This is a genomic window from Streptomyces sp. NPDC048473 (assembly GCF_043200155.1).
In the GTDB taxonomy this organism is placed as follows: domain Bacteria; phylum Actinomycetota; class Actinomycetes; order Streptomycetales; family Streptomycetaceae; genus Streptomyces.
In genome coordinates, this window is the sequence record NZ_JBICXE010000032.1 from 77,070 (window position 1) to 93,981 (window position 16,912).

Consider the following 16,912-nt stretch of genomic DNA (forward strand, 5'->3'; position numbering starts at 1 on the left):
TGTCCGCCGATGCCTCTCCACAAAGGTTCGCCCCACGGCACGGAACCATCCGAGGAACGCCGCAGGCTCGCCCTCAACCCGTTCTTCGGGGAGGCCGACCCGACCGCCGGGATGGAGTCTGCACCGCCCCGGCACCGGCTGCCCGACGGGCCGATGCCGCCCTCGACCGCGTACGGCCTGGTCCATGACGAGCTGATGCTCGACGGCAACTCGCGGCTCAACCTCGCCACCTTCGTCACCACCTGGATGGAACCCCAGGCCGGGGTGCTGATGGGCGAGTGCCGCGACAAGAACATGATCGACAAGGACGAGTACCCGCGCACCGCCGAGCTGGAACGACGCTGTGTGGCGATGCTCGCCAACCTCTGGAACGCCCCCGACCCCTCGGCCGTCGTGGGCTGTTCGACGACCGGTTCCAGCGAGGCATGCATGCTCGCAGGACTGGCGCTGAAACGCCGCTGGACGGCCAGGAACGCCGACCGCTACCCGGCGACCGCCCGGCCGAACCTCGTCATGGGCATCAATGTGCAGGTCTGCTGGGACAAGTTCTGCAACTACTGGGAGGTCGAACCGCGCCTGGTCCCGATGGAGGGCGACCGCTTCCACCTCGACCCGCAGGCCGCGGCCGACCTCTGCGACGAGAACACCATCGGCGTCGTCGGCATCCTCGGCTCCACCTTTGACGGTTCGTACGAGCCGGTCGCGGAGCTCTGCGCGGCCCTGGACGCCCTTCAGGAGCGCACCGGCCTCGATGTCCCCGTCCATGTGGACGGGGCGTCCGGTGCGATGGTGGCGCCGTTCCTGGACGAGGACCTGGTGTGGGACTTCCGGCTGCCCCGGGTCTCCTCCATCAACACCTCCGGGCACAAGTACGGCCTGGTCTACCCGGGCGTCGGCTGGGCCCTGTGGCGCTCGCCCGCCGAGCTGCCCGAGGAGCTGGTCTTCCGGGTCAACTACCTGGGCGGCGACATGCCGACCTTCGCGCTGAACTTCTCCCGGCCCGGCGCACAGGTGGTGGCGCAGTACTACACCTTCCTGCGGCTGGGCCGGGACGGCTACCGGGCCGTTCAGCAGGCATCCCGGGACGTCGCCGGCGGGCTCGCGAAGCGGATCGAGGAGCTCGGGGACTTCCGGCTCCTCACCCGGGGCGACCAGCTGCCCGTCTTCGCGCTGACGACCGCGCCGGATGTGCAGGCGTACGACGTCTTCGACGTGTCCCGCCGGCTGCGCGAGCACGGCTGGCTGGTGCCCGCGTACACCTTCCCCGCCAACCGGCAGGACCTCTCGGTGCTCCGGGTGGTGTGCCGCAACGGCTTCTCGTCGGACCTCGCCGAGCTGCTGCTTGAGGACCTCGGACTGATCCTGCCCGAACTGCGCAGCCAGCCGCACCCGTTGAGCCACGACAAGCAGGCGGCAACGTCCTTCCACCACTGAGAGCCGCTGACAGCCGGGCCCAGGCCCTAGCGGTCGATCCGGGCGAACCTCCGCACCGCCAGCGGGAAGAACACCGCGATCAGCGCCAACGGCCAGGCCACCGCCAGCAGTTCGGCATGGTCGGACGCCCAGGTGCCACCGGGCCCGCCCGGGTTGCCGAACAGGCCGCGCACCGCCGTGGCCGTGGCCGACATCGGGTTCCATTCGACGACCGCGCCCAGCCGGCCGGGCATCGACTCGGGGGTGGCGAAGACGTTGGAGAGGAAGCCGACCGGCCAGACCAGGATCTGCACCGCCTGCACCAGCTCCGGCTTCCCGGCCACCAGCGCCAGCTGGATGCCGATCCACAGCATCGCGAACCGCAGCAGCAGAAGCAGCGCCAGCGCCCCCAGCGCCGCGGCCGGCCCATGGTGCCAGCGCCAGCCGACCGCGTAACCGACGCCGGTCATCACGGCGAGCGCGGCCGCCGACTGGAGCATGTCCGCGGCACTCCGGCCGACCAGCACCGAACCGGAGACCATCGGCATGGCGCGGAACCGGTCGATGACGCCCTTTTGGAGGTCCTGGGTGACCGCGAGCATGGTCGACTCCAGACCGAAGGCCATGGTGAGCGCGAGCATGCCGGGCACCAGGAACTCGGTGTGGTCGCCGTCGACGCCCTGCCCGCCGCCGACCAGGTAGTTGAACATCAGCAGCAGCATCACGGGGAAGACCAGGCCGACGACGATCCGCACCGGCTGCCGTGCCCAGTGCGCCAGTTCGCGTCGCGTCATCGTCCAGGAGTCGGACACCGCCCAGCTCATCGCGCTCATGCAGCCACCTCCGCGTGCTCCGGCTTCCGGTCGGTCAGCGAGAGAAAGACCTCGTCCAGCGTCGGGCGCCGCACCGCGATGTCCTCCGCCTCGATGCCCGCCTCCTCCAGCGCCCGTAGGGTGCGGGTCAGGGCCGCCATCCGGTCCGGCGCCGGTGCCCCGATCAGCCGCCGGTCCGCGTCGACGACTACGCCGTCGCCCAACAGCAGGGCAGCGGCCGCCAGTTGCGAACCGTCCCGCACGACGACATCGATGCGGTCCCCGGCCACCATCGCCTTCAGCTCGTCGGCCGTCCCCTCGGCGGCCACCCGTCCGGCGTCGATCACCGAGATCCGGTCCGCGAGCTGATCGGCCTCCTCCAGATACTGCGTGGTCAGCAGGACGCTCGCGCCGCCGCCCACCAGTGAGCGCACCGCCGACCACACCTCGGCCCGGCCGCGCGGGTCGAGTCCGGTGGTCGGCTCGTCCAGGAAGAGCACCTCCGGGTCGGTGATCAGCGAGGCGGCCAGATCGAGCCGTCGCCGCATGCCGCCGCTGTACTCCTTGACCGGCTTACGGCCGGTGTCCGCGAGCCCGAAGCGGACCAGCAGTTCGTCCGCCCGCGCACCCGCCCGGCGTGCGCCCAGGTGGCACAGACGGCCGAACATCTCCAGGTTCTGCCGGCCGCCGAGCTCCTCGTCGACCGCCGCGTACTGCCCGAGCAGCCCGATGCGGCGCCGGACCTCGCCGGCCCGGCTCCGTACGTCGAACCCCGCCACCTCGACCCGCCCCTCGTCGTGCCGCAGCAGCGTCGACAGGATGCGTACGGCCGTGGTCTTGCCCGCGCCGTTGGGGCCGAGCACGGCATGGACGGTGGAGCGGGCGACCGTGAGGTCCAGGCCGTCCAGGGCGCGCTTCTCCCCGTATCGCTTGTGCACACCTTCGACAACGATCGCGTCGGTCAAAATCCCCACACCCTCCCGTAGTCAAACTTGACTAGCGAGGTCGAAAGTAACTCCGCCGGCCCCATTCGTCAAACTTGATTACTCGTCGTCGCCGGGATCCGGGACACCCGTCGCGTACGGGTTCTCCTGCCCCTCGGCGAGCACACCGACGAAGGGTTCGCCCTCCCCCGCGAAGGTGTATGCCCCGCCCTCGATGCGGGCGATCAGCCCGCGCGTCCACTCGGCACCGGCGTCCGCCGAGTGGACCCACATGTTCATGATTTCGCCGATGTGGCCGATCGACTCGGGCCCGGCCTCCGGCGTGTAGTACTCGGTGACCGAGGCCCGCCAGGCCGCGAGACCGGCCACCCGCTCCTTGAGCAGCGCGATCGCCTCGGACCGCTCCAGGTCGACGATGCCGCCGAGGCCCGCCGACAGCATGTCCAGCTTCTGGTCGTACGAGGTGAGCGCCGCGCGCAGCAGCGTGAGGTACTCCTCGTTGCCCCGCTCGGTGATCTCGTACTCGGTACGGGGCGGGCCGCCTGCCGTGCTCGGGGCAATCTCGTGGGCGATCAGCAGCCCTTGCTTCGCCATCTGCTTCAGTGCGTGGTAGACGGACCCGGGTTTGGCGTTGGACCACTCGTGAGCGCCCCAGTACTCCAGGTCGTTGCGGACCTGATAGCCGTGCGCCCGGCCGTGCTGACGCACGGCGCAGAGGACCAGCAGCCGGATCGCGGACATGTCACGCACCCTTTCTATTCAACTTTGATTAGAGTATCCCTCCGCCTCGGCGACCAGCTCGAACGCGGTCCGGCCGTCCAGGGACTCCCGGATGATGTCGGCGTGCCCGGCGTGCCGGGCGATCTCCTCGACGAGATGAACCAGCAGCCAGCGCATCGAGCAGCTCTCGTCCTTCGGGAACCAGGGCGCCTCGGGCAGCGGGAACGTGTCGTTCATGCTCTCCACCGAGTGGATGAACTCCTCGGTCTCCGCCGCGACCTTCACCCAGAACTCCAGCATCTGCGGGACGGTCTCGTCCCCGACAAGACGGAAGCTGTCCGCCCAGGTCTCCTCGGTGCGGGCCTTCTCGTTGGGGCACTGCTGAGCCATCCGCAGCCAGTTCAGCTCGGTCTCGGCGACATGCTTGAGGAGCCCGGAGAGGGAGAGTTCACTGGCGCTGGGCCGGCTCGCCGCCTGCTCCTCGGTCAGACCGATGAGCGAGCGCCGGATCGCGCCGCGCTGCGCCTCGACGAAGGAGAGGAGCGCGCCGCGCTCGTCGCCGGAGGCTTCTGCGGGAACGTGAGTGACCATGATGTCCGCCTTGGGGAACCGTGCCGGTTTCTTCCTGACACCGACCAAGCTACGGACCCTTGCGGTCAGCCGCTGTCCTCAACCCGCGGCGTCAGAAAGGGAATGCCGTCCGGCCGTGCTGGATGGACATCCACTTCTGGGTGGTGAAGGCGTCCACGGTCGCCTCGCCGTTCAGCCGGCCGATCCCGGAGGACTTCTCGCCGCCGAAGGCGACCAGCGGATCGTCCTGGACGGTGGAGTCGTTGACGTGGAACATCCCGCTGACGACGCGCTGCGCGAACCGCACCCCGCGTTCAGCACTGCGGGTGTGCACGGCGCCGCTGAGTCCGTACGGGGTGTTGTTGGCGATCCGTACGGCATGGTCCTCGCCGTCGAACGTCACCAGCAGCGCCACCGGGCCGAATATCTCCTGGGCCAGCAGCGGGGAGTCCTCGGGGAGCCCGGTGAGCACGGTCGGTTCGACCAGGTTGCCGCGGGTCCGGCCCCGTACGAGCGCGGTGGCCCCCTCGGCGAGCGCCTGGTCGACCAGGGCGGTCAGGGCGTCGGCCTGGAAGGTGTTGATGACCGGGCCGATCTGGGTCTCCGGGTCGCGCGGGTCGCCGGTCCGCAGCGCGGCCACCCTGGCGGTGAACTTCTCGGTGAACTCCCGCTCGACGCTGCGGTCCACCAGGATGCGGTTGGCGGCCATGCAGACCTGCCCCTGGTACACGAAGCGGCTGAAGACGGCCGCGTCGACCGCGTAGTCGATGTCGGCGTCGTTCAGCACCACCAGGGCGCTGTTGCCGCTGAGTTCGAGGATCGTCCGCTTGAAGTGCCCGGCCGCGGTCGCGCCGACGTGGCGGCCGACCCGGTCCGTGCCCGCGAAGGAGATCACCTTGGGTACGGGGTGCTCGATGAACGCGTCCCCTATTTCGGCGACATCGGTGATCAGGATGTTGAGCAGTCCGGCGGGCAGCCCGGCGTCCTCGAAGATCTTGGCGATCACCCCGCCGCCGACGACCGGGGCGTTCTGATTGGGCTTGATGACGACCGCGTTGCCGAGCGCGAGGGCCGGTGCGACGGACTTCATCGTCACCAGGAAGGGGAAGTTGAAGGGGCTGATCACCCCTACGACGCCGACGGGCTGCCGGTAGAGGCGGTTCTCCTTGCCGTCCATCAGGGAGGGCAGGATGCGGCCCCGGGGGCGCAGCGCCTGCTGGATCGCGTCTCGCAGGAACTCCTTGGCGACGCGGACCTCGTACTCCGCCTTGAGACGGGTGCCGCCCAGCTCGTCGACGATCGCCTCGACGATGCCGTCGTGCAGCTCCTCGGTGATGCGCAGGGCGCGTTCCAGGACGCTGCGGCGCTCGTACGGGCCGGTGGTGGCCCAGGACCGCTGGGCACGCTCGGCGGCGCGGTAGGCCAGGTCGACCTCCTGCGCCGTCGCGATGGTGATCGCGGCGAGTTTCTCCCCGTTGTAGGGATTGAAATCGATGATGTCCCACGAGCCGGTTCCGGTCCGCCACTCACCGTCGATGTACTGGTCGGCCAGCTCGTAGAAGAAGGACATGCGATCCCTTAACTCAGGTGCAGACTCCCGTCGAACCGCCATCGTACTGATGAATCAAGTGAGTTGGAGTAGACCACGGAGCAGATCGCGGCTCTCCTCGGGACCGGGGCTGTCCTCGTGCAGTCGCACCATGGCCTTTTCGTACTGAGCGACTTCTTCGGCCTTGTCCAGATAGAGCGCACTTGTCAGCTGCTCCAAATAGACAATGTCCGACAGATCGGATTCCGGGAATCGGAGCATCGTAAAAGAGCCGCCCTCTCCCGCATGCCCGCCAAAACTGAAGGGCATCACTTGAAGAGTGACGTTGGGCTGTTCCGACATTTCGATCAGATGCCGCAATTGTCCGCGCATCACTTCACGGTCGCCGTACGGCCGGCGCAGCGCCGCCTCGTCCAGTACGGCGTGGAAACGGGGTGCGCGTTCGGAGACGAGGGCCTTCTGGCGCTCCAGCCGCAGCGCGACGCGGCGGTCGATCTCGACGGCCGGGGCGTCACCCATGCCCCGGGTGACGACCGCGTGCGCGTAGGACTCGGTCTGCAACAGGCCGTGGACGAACTGGACTTCGTACACCCGGATGAGCGATGCCGCTCCCTCCAGACCGATGTATGTCTGGAACCACCCGGGCAGTACGTCTCCGTAACTGTGCCACCAGCCCGCCACATTGGCCTCGCGAGCCAGACCGAGCAGGGCGTCGCGCTCCGCCTCGTCCGTGACACCGTAGAGCGTGAGCAGGTCCTCGACATCCCTGGCCTTGAAGCTCACCCGTCCCAACTCCATGCGGCTGATCTTCGATTCGGAAGCCCGGATGGAGTAGCCGGCCGCCTCGCGGGTGATCCCGCGCGAGTCGCGCAGCCGCCTGAGCTGCGAGCCCAGCAGGATGCGCCGCACCACAGATCCACTCGACTCGCCTGCCGCCACTGGTCCGGCCCTCCCCATCGCTTCCTGGACACCGGGGCTCCCCCCTGAACCCCAAGAGCCGGATTCTGCCATCAAAACGCTTCAGCCCGTACTCATTCGATTACGGAAATGAGAAGACTTCCAGAGAGCCACGAAAATACACACAGGAAGAAATGACCAAGAACCGGCACGGGTTCGGACAGGTCCGGCGCGTGCACGTGCATCTGCCCTTGCATCTGCCCTGCGCATTCGGAACCATGGTCCTCGCGCACCTGCGTGCTCGTTCGTGTTGTGCCGCTGTACCCCGCAGTACCGATACAGCCGCGAATCCCGGGGAGTGCCTCGCATGGGGACGAATGGATCGACGATGCTCGAGCCGTTACGGCAGGGGCTTCCCCCCATCGATCCCTCAGCGGTCTCCGGATCGGCCACCTGCACCCTGCCCGCCCGCTACGAATCCGTAGGCGGGGCACGGCAGTTCACCAGGACGACGCTGAACGGCTGGGGACTGGACGAGCGCTTCGACGACGTCGCACTGGTCGTCTCCGAACTCGTGACCAACGCCCTGCGGCACGCCCTGCCTGCGGACACCGCACCGGCGTCTCAGGAACCGCCCGTACGGCTGCACTTGATGCGCTGGAGCTCGCGCCTGGTGTGCGCCGTGCGCGACCCCAGCCAGGAGAGCCCCATAGCCTCCGAGGCTGCCGACTCGGCGGAGTCGGGCCGCGGCCTCTTCCTGGTGGAGTCCTTCAGCGACTCCTGGGGCTGGCACCCCTCCCCCGTTCCGGGAGCGGAGAACCCGAACACCGCGGCGGCACCGCGCGGCAAGGTGGTCTGGGCACTGTTCCGGCTGTCCGACGACGTGTGACCCGCGCGGCGGCCGCGCGGGCTGCCGGCGGGCCGGGCCGGACACCGGTGCGCGGGATGTGATCAGCCGCCCGCTATGAGGTGGTCGAACTCCCCGTCCTTCACCCCGAGCAGCAGCGCCTCTATCTCGGCCGGCGTGTAGACCAGGGCCGGCCCGTCGGGGTGGCGTGAATTCCGCATCGCCACATCCCCGTCGGGCAGTTTCGCGAACTCCACGCAGGACCCCTGGGAGTTGCTGTGTCTGCTCTTCTGCCAGACGACTCCGCGAAGCTCTGTGGCCGCCATGCCGTTGTACACGTGGTGCACAGGACGCTCCCCGAGTTGCAAGGTGCAAGTGTCAACTGTCTCGGATCATAGCTCTGTTCAATTATCCATGCATGAGCAGATGCATGAGCGGATGCACGTGCACGCGGGGTGTTCCCGCGATTACAGCTTCGGACGCAGGGACAGACGCAGGGATAGACGCAGGGATAGACGCACGGGACGCCTGTTTGGCTCCGCCTACCCGGAGTCGGGCGACCCATCCCGGTGGCGCTCGCTGGTAACTTGGCGCGGTCTTTTGTCAGCAAGGGGGAATTCCACATGCACAAAGTCGTACGTACCGGTGCCGTAATCATCGCCGGACTCGTCACCGCCGTAGCACTGACCGGCTGCAGCAGCGACGCCAAGAAGAGCGACCCGGGCGGCAGCTCCGGCGCCGGTAAGTCCAGTCAGGCTCCCGGCGACAGCGGCAGCGACTCCGGGGCCGACGCCGCGGCGTTGGAGGGCGGCTGGGCCGGCAAGACCGACGGCAAGGCCGTGGTCCTGTCCGTCGCGTCCGGGAAGGCCGTGCTCGTCACCGAGCAGCGCGCCTGCACGGGCACCGTGAAGGACATGGGCAAGGTGATGCTGGCGCTGAAGTGCGCCGACGGCGACACCAGCCGCACCATGGGGTCCATCGTGTCCAACGACGGCAAGACCGTCGTCGTGTCCTGGGACAGCGGGACGAAGGACACCCTGGCCAAGACCCGGCCGGGAGCGATCCCGTCGGGTCTGCCGGACCTGCCGACCCCCTGACGGCCGGGGCCGCGCCGTCCCCTCAATCCGCTTGATCCGAGGGCGGGTTCGGCTTCGACGTTCCGTCCAGCCCCCGGGAGAATTCTTCCAGGGCTTCGAGGAGGAGGTCGGCCCCGTTCCGTACGAACGGGTCCGCCTCCCCTTCATCAGTCCGCTGCTGCGCGTCCCACTGCGCCAGCGCCTCACGTACCTCCGCCCAGTCCGGTACGCGCCGCTCCCGCACCTCCTTCGCGCCCTGCGCGGTGGCCCGGCGCAGCGCCTCGGCCAGGCGCGCGGCGGCCGGTACGGGGGTGGCGCCGCCGCAGGGGAGGTGGGCCTCCAGCAGCATCGCGGCCCGGCCCAGCTGAGCGAGTGCGTGCTGGGTGTCGTCGGCGGCAGCACGGGAGAGGCCGCGGTTGCGCACCGGTTCGTGCTGGGCGGTGGCCAGCGCCTCCTGCCAGGCGACGCGGGCCTCGCGCGTGTCGAGCAGGGCGGAACGGACGTCGTCGTGGCCGCGCTCGGCCGGTTCGGCGTACTGGTCGACGACCGAGGCGGCGTACCGCCCGTCCGCCTTCAGCCAGTCGCCGAGCCTGCCGCGAAGCCTCGGGGTCTCCCACGCCGGGTAGGCGGCGTACGAGATCATCGCCAGGAGGCCGCCGACGAGAGTGAGGACGACCCGTTCGAGTACGGTCTGCGACCAGTTGTCGCCCGCCATGCCGAGCAGGAAGACGACGTACGCGGAGACGCACGCCTGACCGACCACGTACCCGGTGCGCATCAGCAGATACATCAGCAGGGCGCAGAGCACGGAGAGCATCGCGGACCACGTCACACCGGGGTCGGTGGTCCGGACGATCGCGGTGGCGAGCGAGACGCCGACGATCGTGCCGCCGAAGCGGGCCACGGAACGCCCGTACGTCTGGGAGAACTCCGGCCGCATCACCATGACGGCCGCCATGGGCGCCCAGTAACCGTGACCGTACGGCAGCGCGGCGCCGATGAGATAGCCGACGGCGACGACGGCGGAGACCCGGACGGCGTGCCGCAGGATCGGTGAGCCGGAACGCAGTTCGGCGCGCACCGCGCTCACGACGACGGGAACCAGCCGCAGGAGGGTGGGGCGGCGGCGGTGCGGGGCGGCAGGTGTCCCGTCGCCGGTGGCCTTGATGGCCTCGGCGGCCTCCTCGGCCTGTTCCTCCTTCGTCCCCTCGCCCTCGGCCGTCTCGATGACATCGGAGAGCAGCGCGCCGAGCCGGCCGGCGGCGCGGCGCGGCGGGCCGGTGAGGAGAGTGCCGGTGTCGGGGGTCTTCAGCGCGGCGACGGCGGACGGGGAGAGCTTCACCGGGTCGCCGTGGCGGATCGCACGGGCCGCCGAGTCGAGCACGGATCCGGCGGCGGCGAGGAGCTCGCGGACCCGGTCCCGCTCCGGTCCCTCGGACGGGACGCCCATCGCCGGGTCCGCGAGCGAGGCGAGCACCGGTCTGATCCGTTCGGCGACACCGCGGGAGCCACGCAGCTCGGGCGGCCGGTGGCGGGCCTGACGCGGGGTGACGGCTGCCGCGCTGCGGGCCGTCATCAGCGGCACCGGGTCGAAGGCGGCGAGCGGGTCGTGGCGCAGCCGTCGGGCGTAGTCGGCCTCGGCGGCCAGCGCATCGGCGAGGGCATCGCGCTGGGCGCCCCATCTCCGTACCGGGAACAGGACGATCAGCGCCGCCTGCACGACACCGCCGAACAGGATCATCACGGCGTGCACGGCCGAGTTCGCGACGGAGGTGGGCAGGGTGACCGTCACCAGCATGATCGCCACGTTGGACGACGCGATGATGCCGCCCGTCGGCCCCGCCGCCCAGGCCAGGCCCGCGAAGAACGTCCAGAGCACCAGCAGGGCCAGGAACAGCGGCATTCGGGAGCCGGTGAGATAGCCGAGGAACGTCGATACGGCGAGGCTCGCCCCGGAGACCAGGGCGAGGACGGGCCGGGGGCGCCAGCTGCGCTGGAACGTGGCGATGGCCGCCTGGAACGCACCGAACGCGGAGCTCGCGGCGACGACGGGCCCGAAGAGCGCGAGGCTGATCCCGATGACGAGGGCGAGACCGGCCGCTCCGCGAATCGCGATGAGCGGTTCGAGACGCCGCCGCTCGATCGTCAGCCCCGAGCGGGCGGTCTCCTTCAGCGCCCGGAGCCAGCTCATTCCCAGAGCCTAGCCGGAATAACCGATAAGCCCGAGTTGATGGAATACGTAAGGCTTCTGAGGTTTCTACCTGTTCCCGCGCCCGCCGTGGACCCGTCTCCACCTGTTCCCGCGCCCGCCGTGGACCCGTCTCTACCTGTTCCCGCGCCTGCCGTGAATCTCCGGCCCGGTCCCGCGCATCCTCGCCCGGTCCGCGGCGGCCGTTCCATGGGTCCATCCGTCGAGGTCGGTGGCGCCCCGGACGCGCGTGGTCGTGGTCTCGGGGAACATCCGCTCGGCGGTGTCCGTGACGGCCATGTCGCGGGCGGCGAGGACCGGGAGCAGATGGGGTGCCGCCGCCCCTGCGGCTTCGGCCCCGGTCCCGGCCTCGGCGGCCGCGGTGACGCGGGCGGTGTCGGCGGCGAGCCGGCCGCCCAGGCGCTGGGCGTACGCCATCAGGAACGACTGCCGGAACGTCTTGGTCCGCTTGCGTCCGCCGGCCCGCTGGCCCGCCTCCGCCTTCGTCATCGCCACCGTGCCCTGGACCAGCAGGGAGGTGTACAGCAGTTCCACGGCTTCCAGGTCCGGTTCGAAGCCGACCACCGTGGAGAAGCCGAGGTCACTGTTCCACACCGCGCGGCAGCGGTTCGCGGAGGCGACCGCGTCCAGCAGGATCGCCTTCGCCGTCTCGTACGGGGCATCGACCCCGATCCGGCACGCCCCCGGCGCCTCCTTGCTGTGGGCACGGGCGGCGAGCAGGGCCTCGTCGATGGAGTGCCGGGCCATCAGCTCCTGCGCCTTGGTGGTGAGGGCCTCCGCCTCCTCGGGGAAGCCGGTCGCCTCCGCCTTGGCGAGCAGGGCACGGATCCGGGTCAGCATCCGGGGTTCGTCGTGCGCGGGCGGCAGATGGAGCCCGTGCGGGGAGGTGCCGGGCGGCGGACCGACCGGTTCGATGGCGGGGAGCCCGAGCAGCAGCCGGTACAGGCCGAGGAGGGCGGAGGCGTAGGAGAACCGGTCGGGCCGGTTTCGGGGCGGCGCGGCGGGGAGTCCGTCGAGCTGGGACCGCCAGCGGGGCGGCAGCTGCTCGTACCGTCCGGCCTCCGAGGCGATCAGCCCGGCGGCGAGGCCGACCGCGGGCTCGTCGAGTTCGCGGCGGACGAGGCGTACGACATCGGCGGGCTGCCAGCCGCGCTCCCAGGCCCGGCGGACGAACTCCTCGCCGCGCCGGAACAGTTCCGCGTCGGCCGTCGGATCGGCGGCCAGGAGGGAGGCTCCGGCGTCGAGACCGGCGTCGCCGTCGGAGTAGAGGGCTGCCGCGAATGCCTGGTCGATCACCGGTTCCATGAGGTCAGGGTAGGCAGGGCAGTGCGGCGGGGTATGCGGCCCTGCCTGCGTGCCCCGCCGGACCGCGCTCGTCCACACCCTGTGGATATCAAACTCCTGCGTGACCTCCGGGCGCTCGGCCCGGTGACACGGGACGACGGAAACGGAACGCACCGCGGCCCGGACACCGTGGGTATGGACGCGCCCGTCGGCGCGGTGAACCCGGCGGCCTCGGCGCCGCGTTGGCGGGGCCTGCCCGGATGAGCCGTACGGGACCTCTCGTGTGCGCGGCCGGACAGCGCCATTGGTCCATCCAGCCCCACCCACTGACGATGCATCCGCTTTCATCCTTTCATCCGTGTTTCGCATGGTTTCATCTCGCCATGGAGGCGAACAAGTGATGACTGGAGACCGACAGCAGGACTCGAATACAGGGGCGATCACATCGCGGCGACGCGTACTGGCCGCAGCCGCACTCGCACCGATGCTGACCGCCGCAGGGCCGGCCGCCGCTCACGCCCTGCCCACCGGGATGGGCGGGCCCGGGCACGGCAGACTGGTCAAGCCCGTGCCGACCGGCCTGGCCGACTGGGCGGGCGTGGCGAGAGCGCTGGGCCGCACCGGCAACATGCTGGGTGGAACGACCTACCACACCGCCTTCCCCCGACGGGACCTTCACGTGGTCTCCGACGGCGTCGTCGTCACACCGGGGCTCGCACTGGGCACGCATGTGGGCTTCGTCCGTTACGCCGACGGCAGCACGATGCTGATGGGCGACGTGGTGGTCACCGAGAACGAACTGCAGTGGGTGACCGACGCCTGGCAGGCGCACGGAATCGAGCAGACCGCGCTCCACAAGCACCTGCTCGCCCAGACCCCCGACATCTGGTGGACCCACGTCCACGCACACGGCCACGACGCGGTGGCCCTGGCCCGCGGCCTGCGCGCCGGATTCGACCGCACCGGCACCCCGCCCGCCCTCCCGCCCGGCCGGCCGGTCCCGGTCGACCTGGACATCGCCGGAATGGAGGCGGTGCTGGGAGCCAAGGGTTCCATCGAGGACGGGCTCTACAAGATTATTTTTGTCCGCCGCGAGACCATCGCGGACGGCCATCTGATCCTGCCCCCCGGCCTGGGATCGACCAGCGCGTTCAACTTCCAGCCGCTCAGGGGCGGCCGGGCCGCACTCAGCGGTGACTGCGTCATGCTCGCCGATGAGGTCCCGCACGTACTGAAGGCATTGCGGCGCGGCGGGATCAAGCTCGTCGAGCTGCACAACCATCACCTGGCGGAGGACCCCCGCCTGTTCTTCACCCACTTCTGGGCCGTGGGCGACGGCGTCGAGCTCGCCCGGGCGGTGCGCCCCGCGGTGGACGCCACCAACGTCGTACCGTCCGGCTGAGACCGGCCGTTCTCGCCGAAACCGGTGAACGCGCCGATCCCGCCGTACTCGCCGTACCGGCCGGGCCGGGGTCGCCGGACCGATTGCGCCGGTCCAGCGACCCCGGCTGTCGAATCCGTTCTGCATATGGACCAATCGGCCCGCAGTCGCGCGTGCCTGTGCGGGTGACCGGGCACCCATGTCCCGTCCAGCCCGCAGATTCCTCGAACCACCCGTCAGATCCCCCCTCTGGAGCTCCGTATGGAACCAGTCGCCGGCGCACGGCACTGCCCGTTCGACTATGCCGAGGCCCTCGAATTCGACCCGGTGCTCAGGCACTTGATGACCGAAGAACCCGTCTCCCGCATCCGGCTGCCGCACGGCGACGGCGAGGCATGGCTCGTCACCGGCTACGACGATGTGCGCACGGTGACCACCGACCGGCGCTTCAGCCGGAGTGCCATCATCGGCCGGAACTTCCCGCGCATGACCCCTGAGCCGATCGTTCAGGACGAAGCGATCAACGTGATGGACCCGCCGGGCAGCAGCCGCCTGCGCAGCCTGATCTCCAAGGGCTTCGCGCCTCGTCACATGGAGCGCATGAAGGTGCGTACCCAGCATGTCGTGGACGAGCTGCTGGACCGGATGGAGGAGCACGGCGCCCCCGCCGACCTCTTCGAGCATCTGGCGGCCCCGCTGCCCCTGACCACCATCTGCGAGGTCCTCGACATTCCCGAGGCCGACCGCGCACAACTGCGCGCCCACGCCCGGACCATGATGGACACCACCGTCGAGAACCGGGACAACGCGGTACGGGCCAAGGCCGATCTCCGCGCCTACTTCCAGAAGCTGACGGCGCAGCGGCGCGAGAACCCGGGCGACGACCTGATCAGCGCGCTGGCCACGGCTCGCGACGGGGACGAGATCCTCAACGACCAGGAACTGACCGTGATGGCCATGGTCCTGCTCATCACGGGTCAGGACACCACCACGTACGAGATCGGGAACATCGCCTACACGCTGCTCACCAGGCCCGACGAGCTCGCCATGCTGCGCGCCCGCCCCGGCATGCTTCCGCAGGCCATCGAGGAGCTGCTGCGCTTCATCCCCTTCCGCAAGGGTGTCGGCATCCCTCGTGTCGCCACCGAGGACGTGGAACTGAGCGGGGTGGCGATCCGGGCAGGGGACATCGTGCATGTCTCCTATCTGACGGCCAACCGCGACGGCCGGAAGTTCGACCGGCCCGACGAGCTGGATCTGGAGCGCGAGAGTCCGTCCCATATGACCTTCGGCTGGGGCGGTCATCACTGTCTCGGTGCCCCGCTCGCCGCCACGGAGCTCCAGGTCGCCATCGGAACTCTGCTGGACCGCTTCCCCGCTCTGAAGCTGGCGGCGCCGGCCGAGGAAGTGCGCTGGAACAAGACGTCGATCTGGCGCTATCCCCTCGAACTGCCCGTCACCTGGTGACAGGCGCGGTCCGGCAGCGAACCGGACCTCCGCACCATGGACAGCACGGACACGGACAGTGACATTCACCGATGCCGCGTCGCACCAGGGCGCCCGGCAACCCGGAACCATCCCGGGGCGCCGGGCGCCTTGTTACGCGCTGCTGCGCGCTGTGCGTCGGCTCGACATGCGGCCCTGATCCGCCTGCCGTAGCGTGATCCCGACGGCCACCCAAGCCGTGGCGGATCAGCATCCGCCCACGAACGGCTAGACCTCAGTCTTCGACGGTCGGCCCGTCCGCGCCCGTTCCAGGGGTACCGAACCCGGCGCCGGAATCCACCCATGCTCCGCGCGCGCGGCACCGCGCGTGCGGAGCCGTGGTGGCCACTCCCGCGTCGGCGAGCACCCCGTAACCGTTCCGGGCCCGGCCGTGTAGACCAAAGTCCGCTAGGAGGAGCTCCATGGCGGTTCTCTGCAAGCCGGCAATCGAGGTTCCCGAGTACGTCATCACCAACGAGGAAACCCTCGAACTGGCTCAACGGTTGCACGGCGACCATCCGCAGATCGACCTGGTCCTTCGTCTGATCGAACATACCGGGGTGCAGAAACGGCACCTGATCCAACCGATCGAGAAGGTACTGCAGCACCCGGGCTTCGACGCCCGCAGCATCACCTATGAGCAACAGACCAAGGCCCGGGTGCCGGCAGTGGTACGCCGGGCACTCGACCAGGCCGAACTGGAGCCGCGGCAGATCGACTTGATCATCTACGTCTCCTGCACCGGCTTCATGATGCCTCCGCCGACCGCGTGGCTCATCGGCGAGATGGGCTTCCGGCCGGAGACACGGCAGCTGCCGATCGCCCAGCTCGGCTGTGCCGCGGGCGGCGCAGCCGTCAACCGGGCCCACGACTTCTGCACGGCGTACCCCGACGCCAATGTGCTGGTCGTCGCCTGCGAGTTCTGCTCGCTGTGTTACCAGCCCACCGATCTGGGTGTCGGATCCCTGCTGTCCAACGGCCTGTTCGGCGACGGTATAGCCGCCGTCGTGGTCCGGGGCAAGGGTGGCACCGGAGTCCGCCTGGAACGCAACGGCTCGTTCATCATCCCGGCGACCGAGGACTGGATCTCCTACGCGGTCCGGTCCACCGGATTCCACTTCCAGCTCGACAAGCGTGTGCCAGGAACCATGGAGCCCCTCGCCCCGGCCCTGAACGCCGTTGCGGAGGAGCACCAGTGGAACGCCAGCAAGATGGACTTCTACATCATCCACGCGGGCGGCCCGCGCATCCTGGACGACCTGAGCCTCTTCCTCGACGTGCCGCCGGAAGCGTTCCGCTTCAGCCGCGCCACGCTCACCGAGTACGGCAACATAGCCAGCGCGGTGGTGCTCGACGCCCTTGGCCGCATGTTCGACGAGGCCTCGGCCCTTGACGGCCACCGTGGCCTGATGGCCGGCTTCGGTCCCGGCATCACCGCCGAGATCTCCCTGGGCACCTGGACGACGGACTCCGAGTCCTGACGCTCCCCTCCAGCCCGTCCGTGGTGTGAGGACCGGGGGGTGCGGGGGGGGGGGCCCCCCCCCCCCCCCCCCCCCCCCCCCCCCCCCCCCCGCGCCGGGGGGGGGGGGGCCCCCCCCCCCCCCCGCCCCCCCCGCCCCCCCCCCCCCCCCCCCCCCCCCCCCCCCCCCCCGCGGCCCCCCGGGGCCCCCCCCCCCCCCCCGGGCCCCCCCCCCCCCCGGCCCGCGCCGACGGGGGCCGCGGGCG

Annotated in this window: 15 protein-coding genes; 6 read left to right on the plus strand and 9 right to left on the minus strand. The window is 70.0% G+C overall.

The window, feature by feature from the left end:
- Window positions 1-9 precede the first annotated feature (9 nt).
- Entirely contained in the window at window positions 10-1,434 is a 1,425-nt protein-coding gene (locus tag ACGFU7_RS35550) for a glutamate decarboxylase (protein WP_393701521.1), read from the plus strand.
- 26 nt (window positions 1,435-1,460) lie between these two features.
- On the opposite strand, the gene ACGFU7_RS35555 is transcribed toward ACGFU7_RS35550, so the two are convergent.
- The 6 genes from ACGFU7_RS35555 to ACGFU7_RS35580 form a co-directional block, all read right to left on the minus strand.
- Window positions 1,461-2,246: an ABC transporter permease gene (locus tag ACGFU7_RS35555; protein WP_393701523.1), complete on the minus strand. Its 786-nt coding sequence runs from the start codon at window positions 2,244-2,246 to the stop codon at window positions 1,461-1,463.
- Window positions 2,243-3,190, minus strand: a complete 948-nt coding sequence (locus ACGFU7_RS35560) for an ATP-binding cassette domain-containing protein (RefSeq protein WP_393701525.1) — start codon at window positions 3,188-3,190, stop codon at window positions 2,243-2,245. The genes ACGFU7_RS35555 and ACGFU7_RS35560 overlap by 4 nt, the downstream gene beginning before the upstream one ends.
- 78 nt (window positions 3,191-3,268) lie before the next feature.
- The gene (locus ACGFU7_RS35565) at window positions 3,269-3,910 is read right to left on the minus strand and encodes a PadR family transcriptional regulator (protein WP_393701526.1); all 642 of its coding nucleotides are present in this window, start codon (window positions 3,908-3,910) and stop codon (window positions 3,269-3,271) included.
- An 18-nt stretch (window positions 3,911-3,928) separates the two neighbouring features.
- Window positions 3,929-4,480 (minus strand): DinB family protein, encoded by a 552-nt coding sequence (locus ACGFU7_RS35570; protein ID WP_393701527.1) that lies wholly within the window; start codon window positions 4,478-4,480, stop codon window positions 3,929-3,931.
- 91 nt (window positions 4,481-4,571) lie between these two features.
- Window positions 4,572-6,029, minus strand: a complete 1,458-nt coding sequence (locus ACGFU7_RS35575) for an aldehyde dehydrogenase family protein (RefSeq protein ID WP_393701529.1) — start codon at window positions 6,027-6,029, stop codon at window positions 4,572-4,574.
- A 54-nt stretch (window positions 6,030-6,083) separates the two neighbouring features.
- Window positions 6,084-6,965, minus strand: a complete 882-nt coding sequence (locus tag ACGFU7_RS35580) for a helix-turn-helix domain-containing protein (RefSeq protein ID WP_393701531.1) — start codon at window positions 6,963-6,965, stop codon at window positions 6,084-6,086.
- A gap of 328 nt (window positions 6,966-7,293) precedes the next feature.
- On the opposite strand from ACGFU7_RS35580, the gene ACGFU7_RS35585 reads away from it, so the two are divergent.
- Entirely contained in the window at window positions 7,294-7,794 is a 501-nt protein-coding gene (locus ACGFU7_RS35585) for an ATP-binding protein (protein WP_393701533.1), read from the plus strand.
- A gap of 62 nt (window positions 7,795-7,856) precedes the next feature.
- Here ACGFU7_RS35585 and ACGFU7_RS35590 read toward each other — a convergent pair whose 3' ends face one another.
- Window positions 7,857-8,099 (minus strand): DUF397 domain-containing protein, encoded by a 243-nt coding sequence (locus ACGFU7_RS35590; protein ID WP_037690973.1) that lies wholly within the window; start codon window positions 8,097-8,099, stop codon window positions 7,857-7,859.
- A gap of 276 nt (window positions 8,100-8,375) precedes the next feature.
- Between ACGFU7_RS35590 and ACGFU7_RS35595 the strand changes: the two genes are divergently transcribed.
- Window positions 8,376-8,849: a hypothetical protein gene (locus ACGFU7_RS35595; protein WP_393701535.1), complete on the plus strand. Its 474-nt coding sequence runs from the start codon at window positions 8,376-8,378 to the stop codon at window positions 8,847-8,849.
- A 22-nt stretch (window positions 8,850-8,871) separates the two neighbouring features.
- Here ACGFU7_RS35595 and ACGFU7_RS35600 read toward each other — a convergent pair whose 3' ends face one another.
- Both ACGFU7_RS35600 and ACGFU7_RS35605 read right to left on the minus strand, forming a co-directional pair.
- A complete protein-coding gene (locus ACGFU7_RS35600) occupies window positions 8,872-11,019 on the minus strand; it encodes an FUSC family protein (RefSeq protein ID WP_393701537.1) in 2,148 nt (715 codons plus the stop codon).
- Between the two features lie 132 nt (window positions 11,020-11,151).
- A complete protein-coding gene (locus ACGFU7_RS35605) occupies window positions 11,152-12,342 on the minus strand; it encodes a DUF2786 domain-containing protein (RefSeq protein ID WP_393701538.1) in 1,191 nt (396 codons plus the stop codon).
- Window positions 12,343-12,721: 379 nt separating this feature from the next.
- Between ACGFU7_RS35605 and ACGFU7_RS35610 the strand changes: the two genes are divergently transcribed.
- From ACGFU7_RS35610 to ACGFU7_RS35620, 3 genes are all read left to right on the plus strand, one after another.
- Entirely contained in the window at window positions 12,722-13,723 is a 1,002-nt protein-coding gene (locus ACGFU7_RS35610) for a DUF1259 domain-containing protein (RefSeq protein WP_393701540.1), read from the plus strand.
- Between the two features lie 240 nt (window positions 13,724-13,963).
- Entirely contained in the window at window positions 13,964-15,169 is a 1,206-nt protein-coding gene (locus tag ACGFU7_RS35615; protein ID WP_393701541.1) for a cytochrome P450, read from the plus strand.
- A gap of 440 nt (window positions 15,170-15,609) precedes the next feature.
- Window positions 15,610-16,668 carry a type III polyketide synthase gene (locus ACGFU7_RS35620; RefSeq protein ID WP_393701542.1) on the plus strand — a complete coding sequence of 353 codons (1,059 nt, stop codon included), beginning with the start codon at window positions 15,610-15,612 and terminating at the stop codon, window positions 16,666-16,668.
- Window positions 16,669-16,912 lie beyond the last annotated feature (244 nt).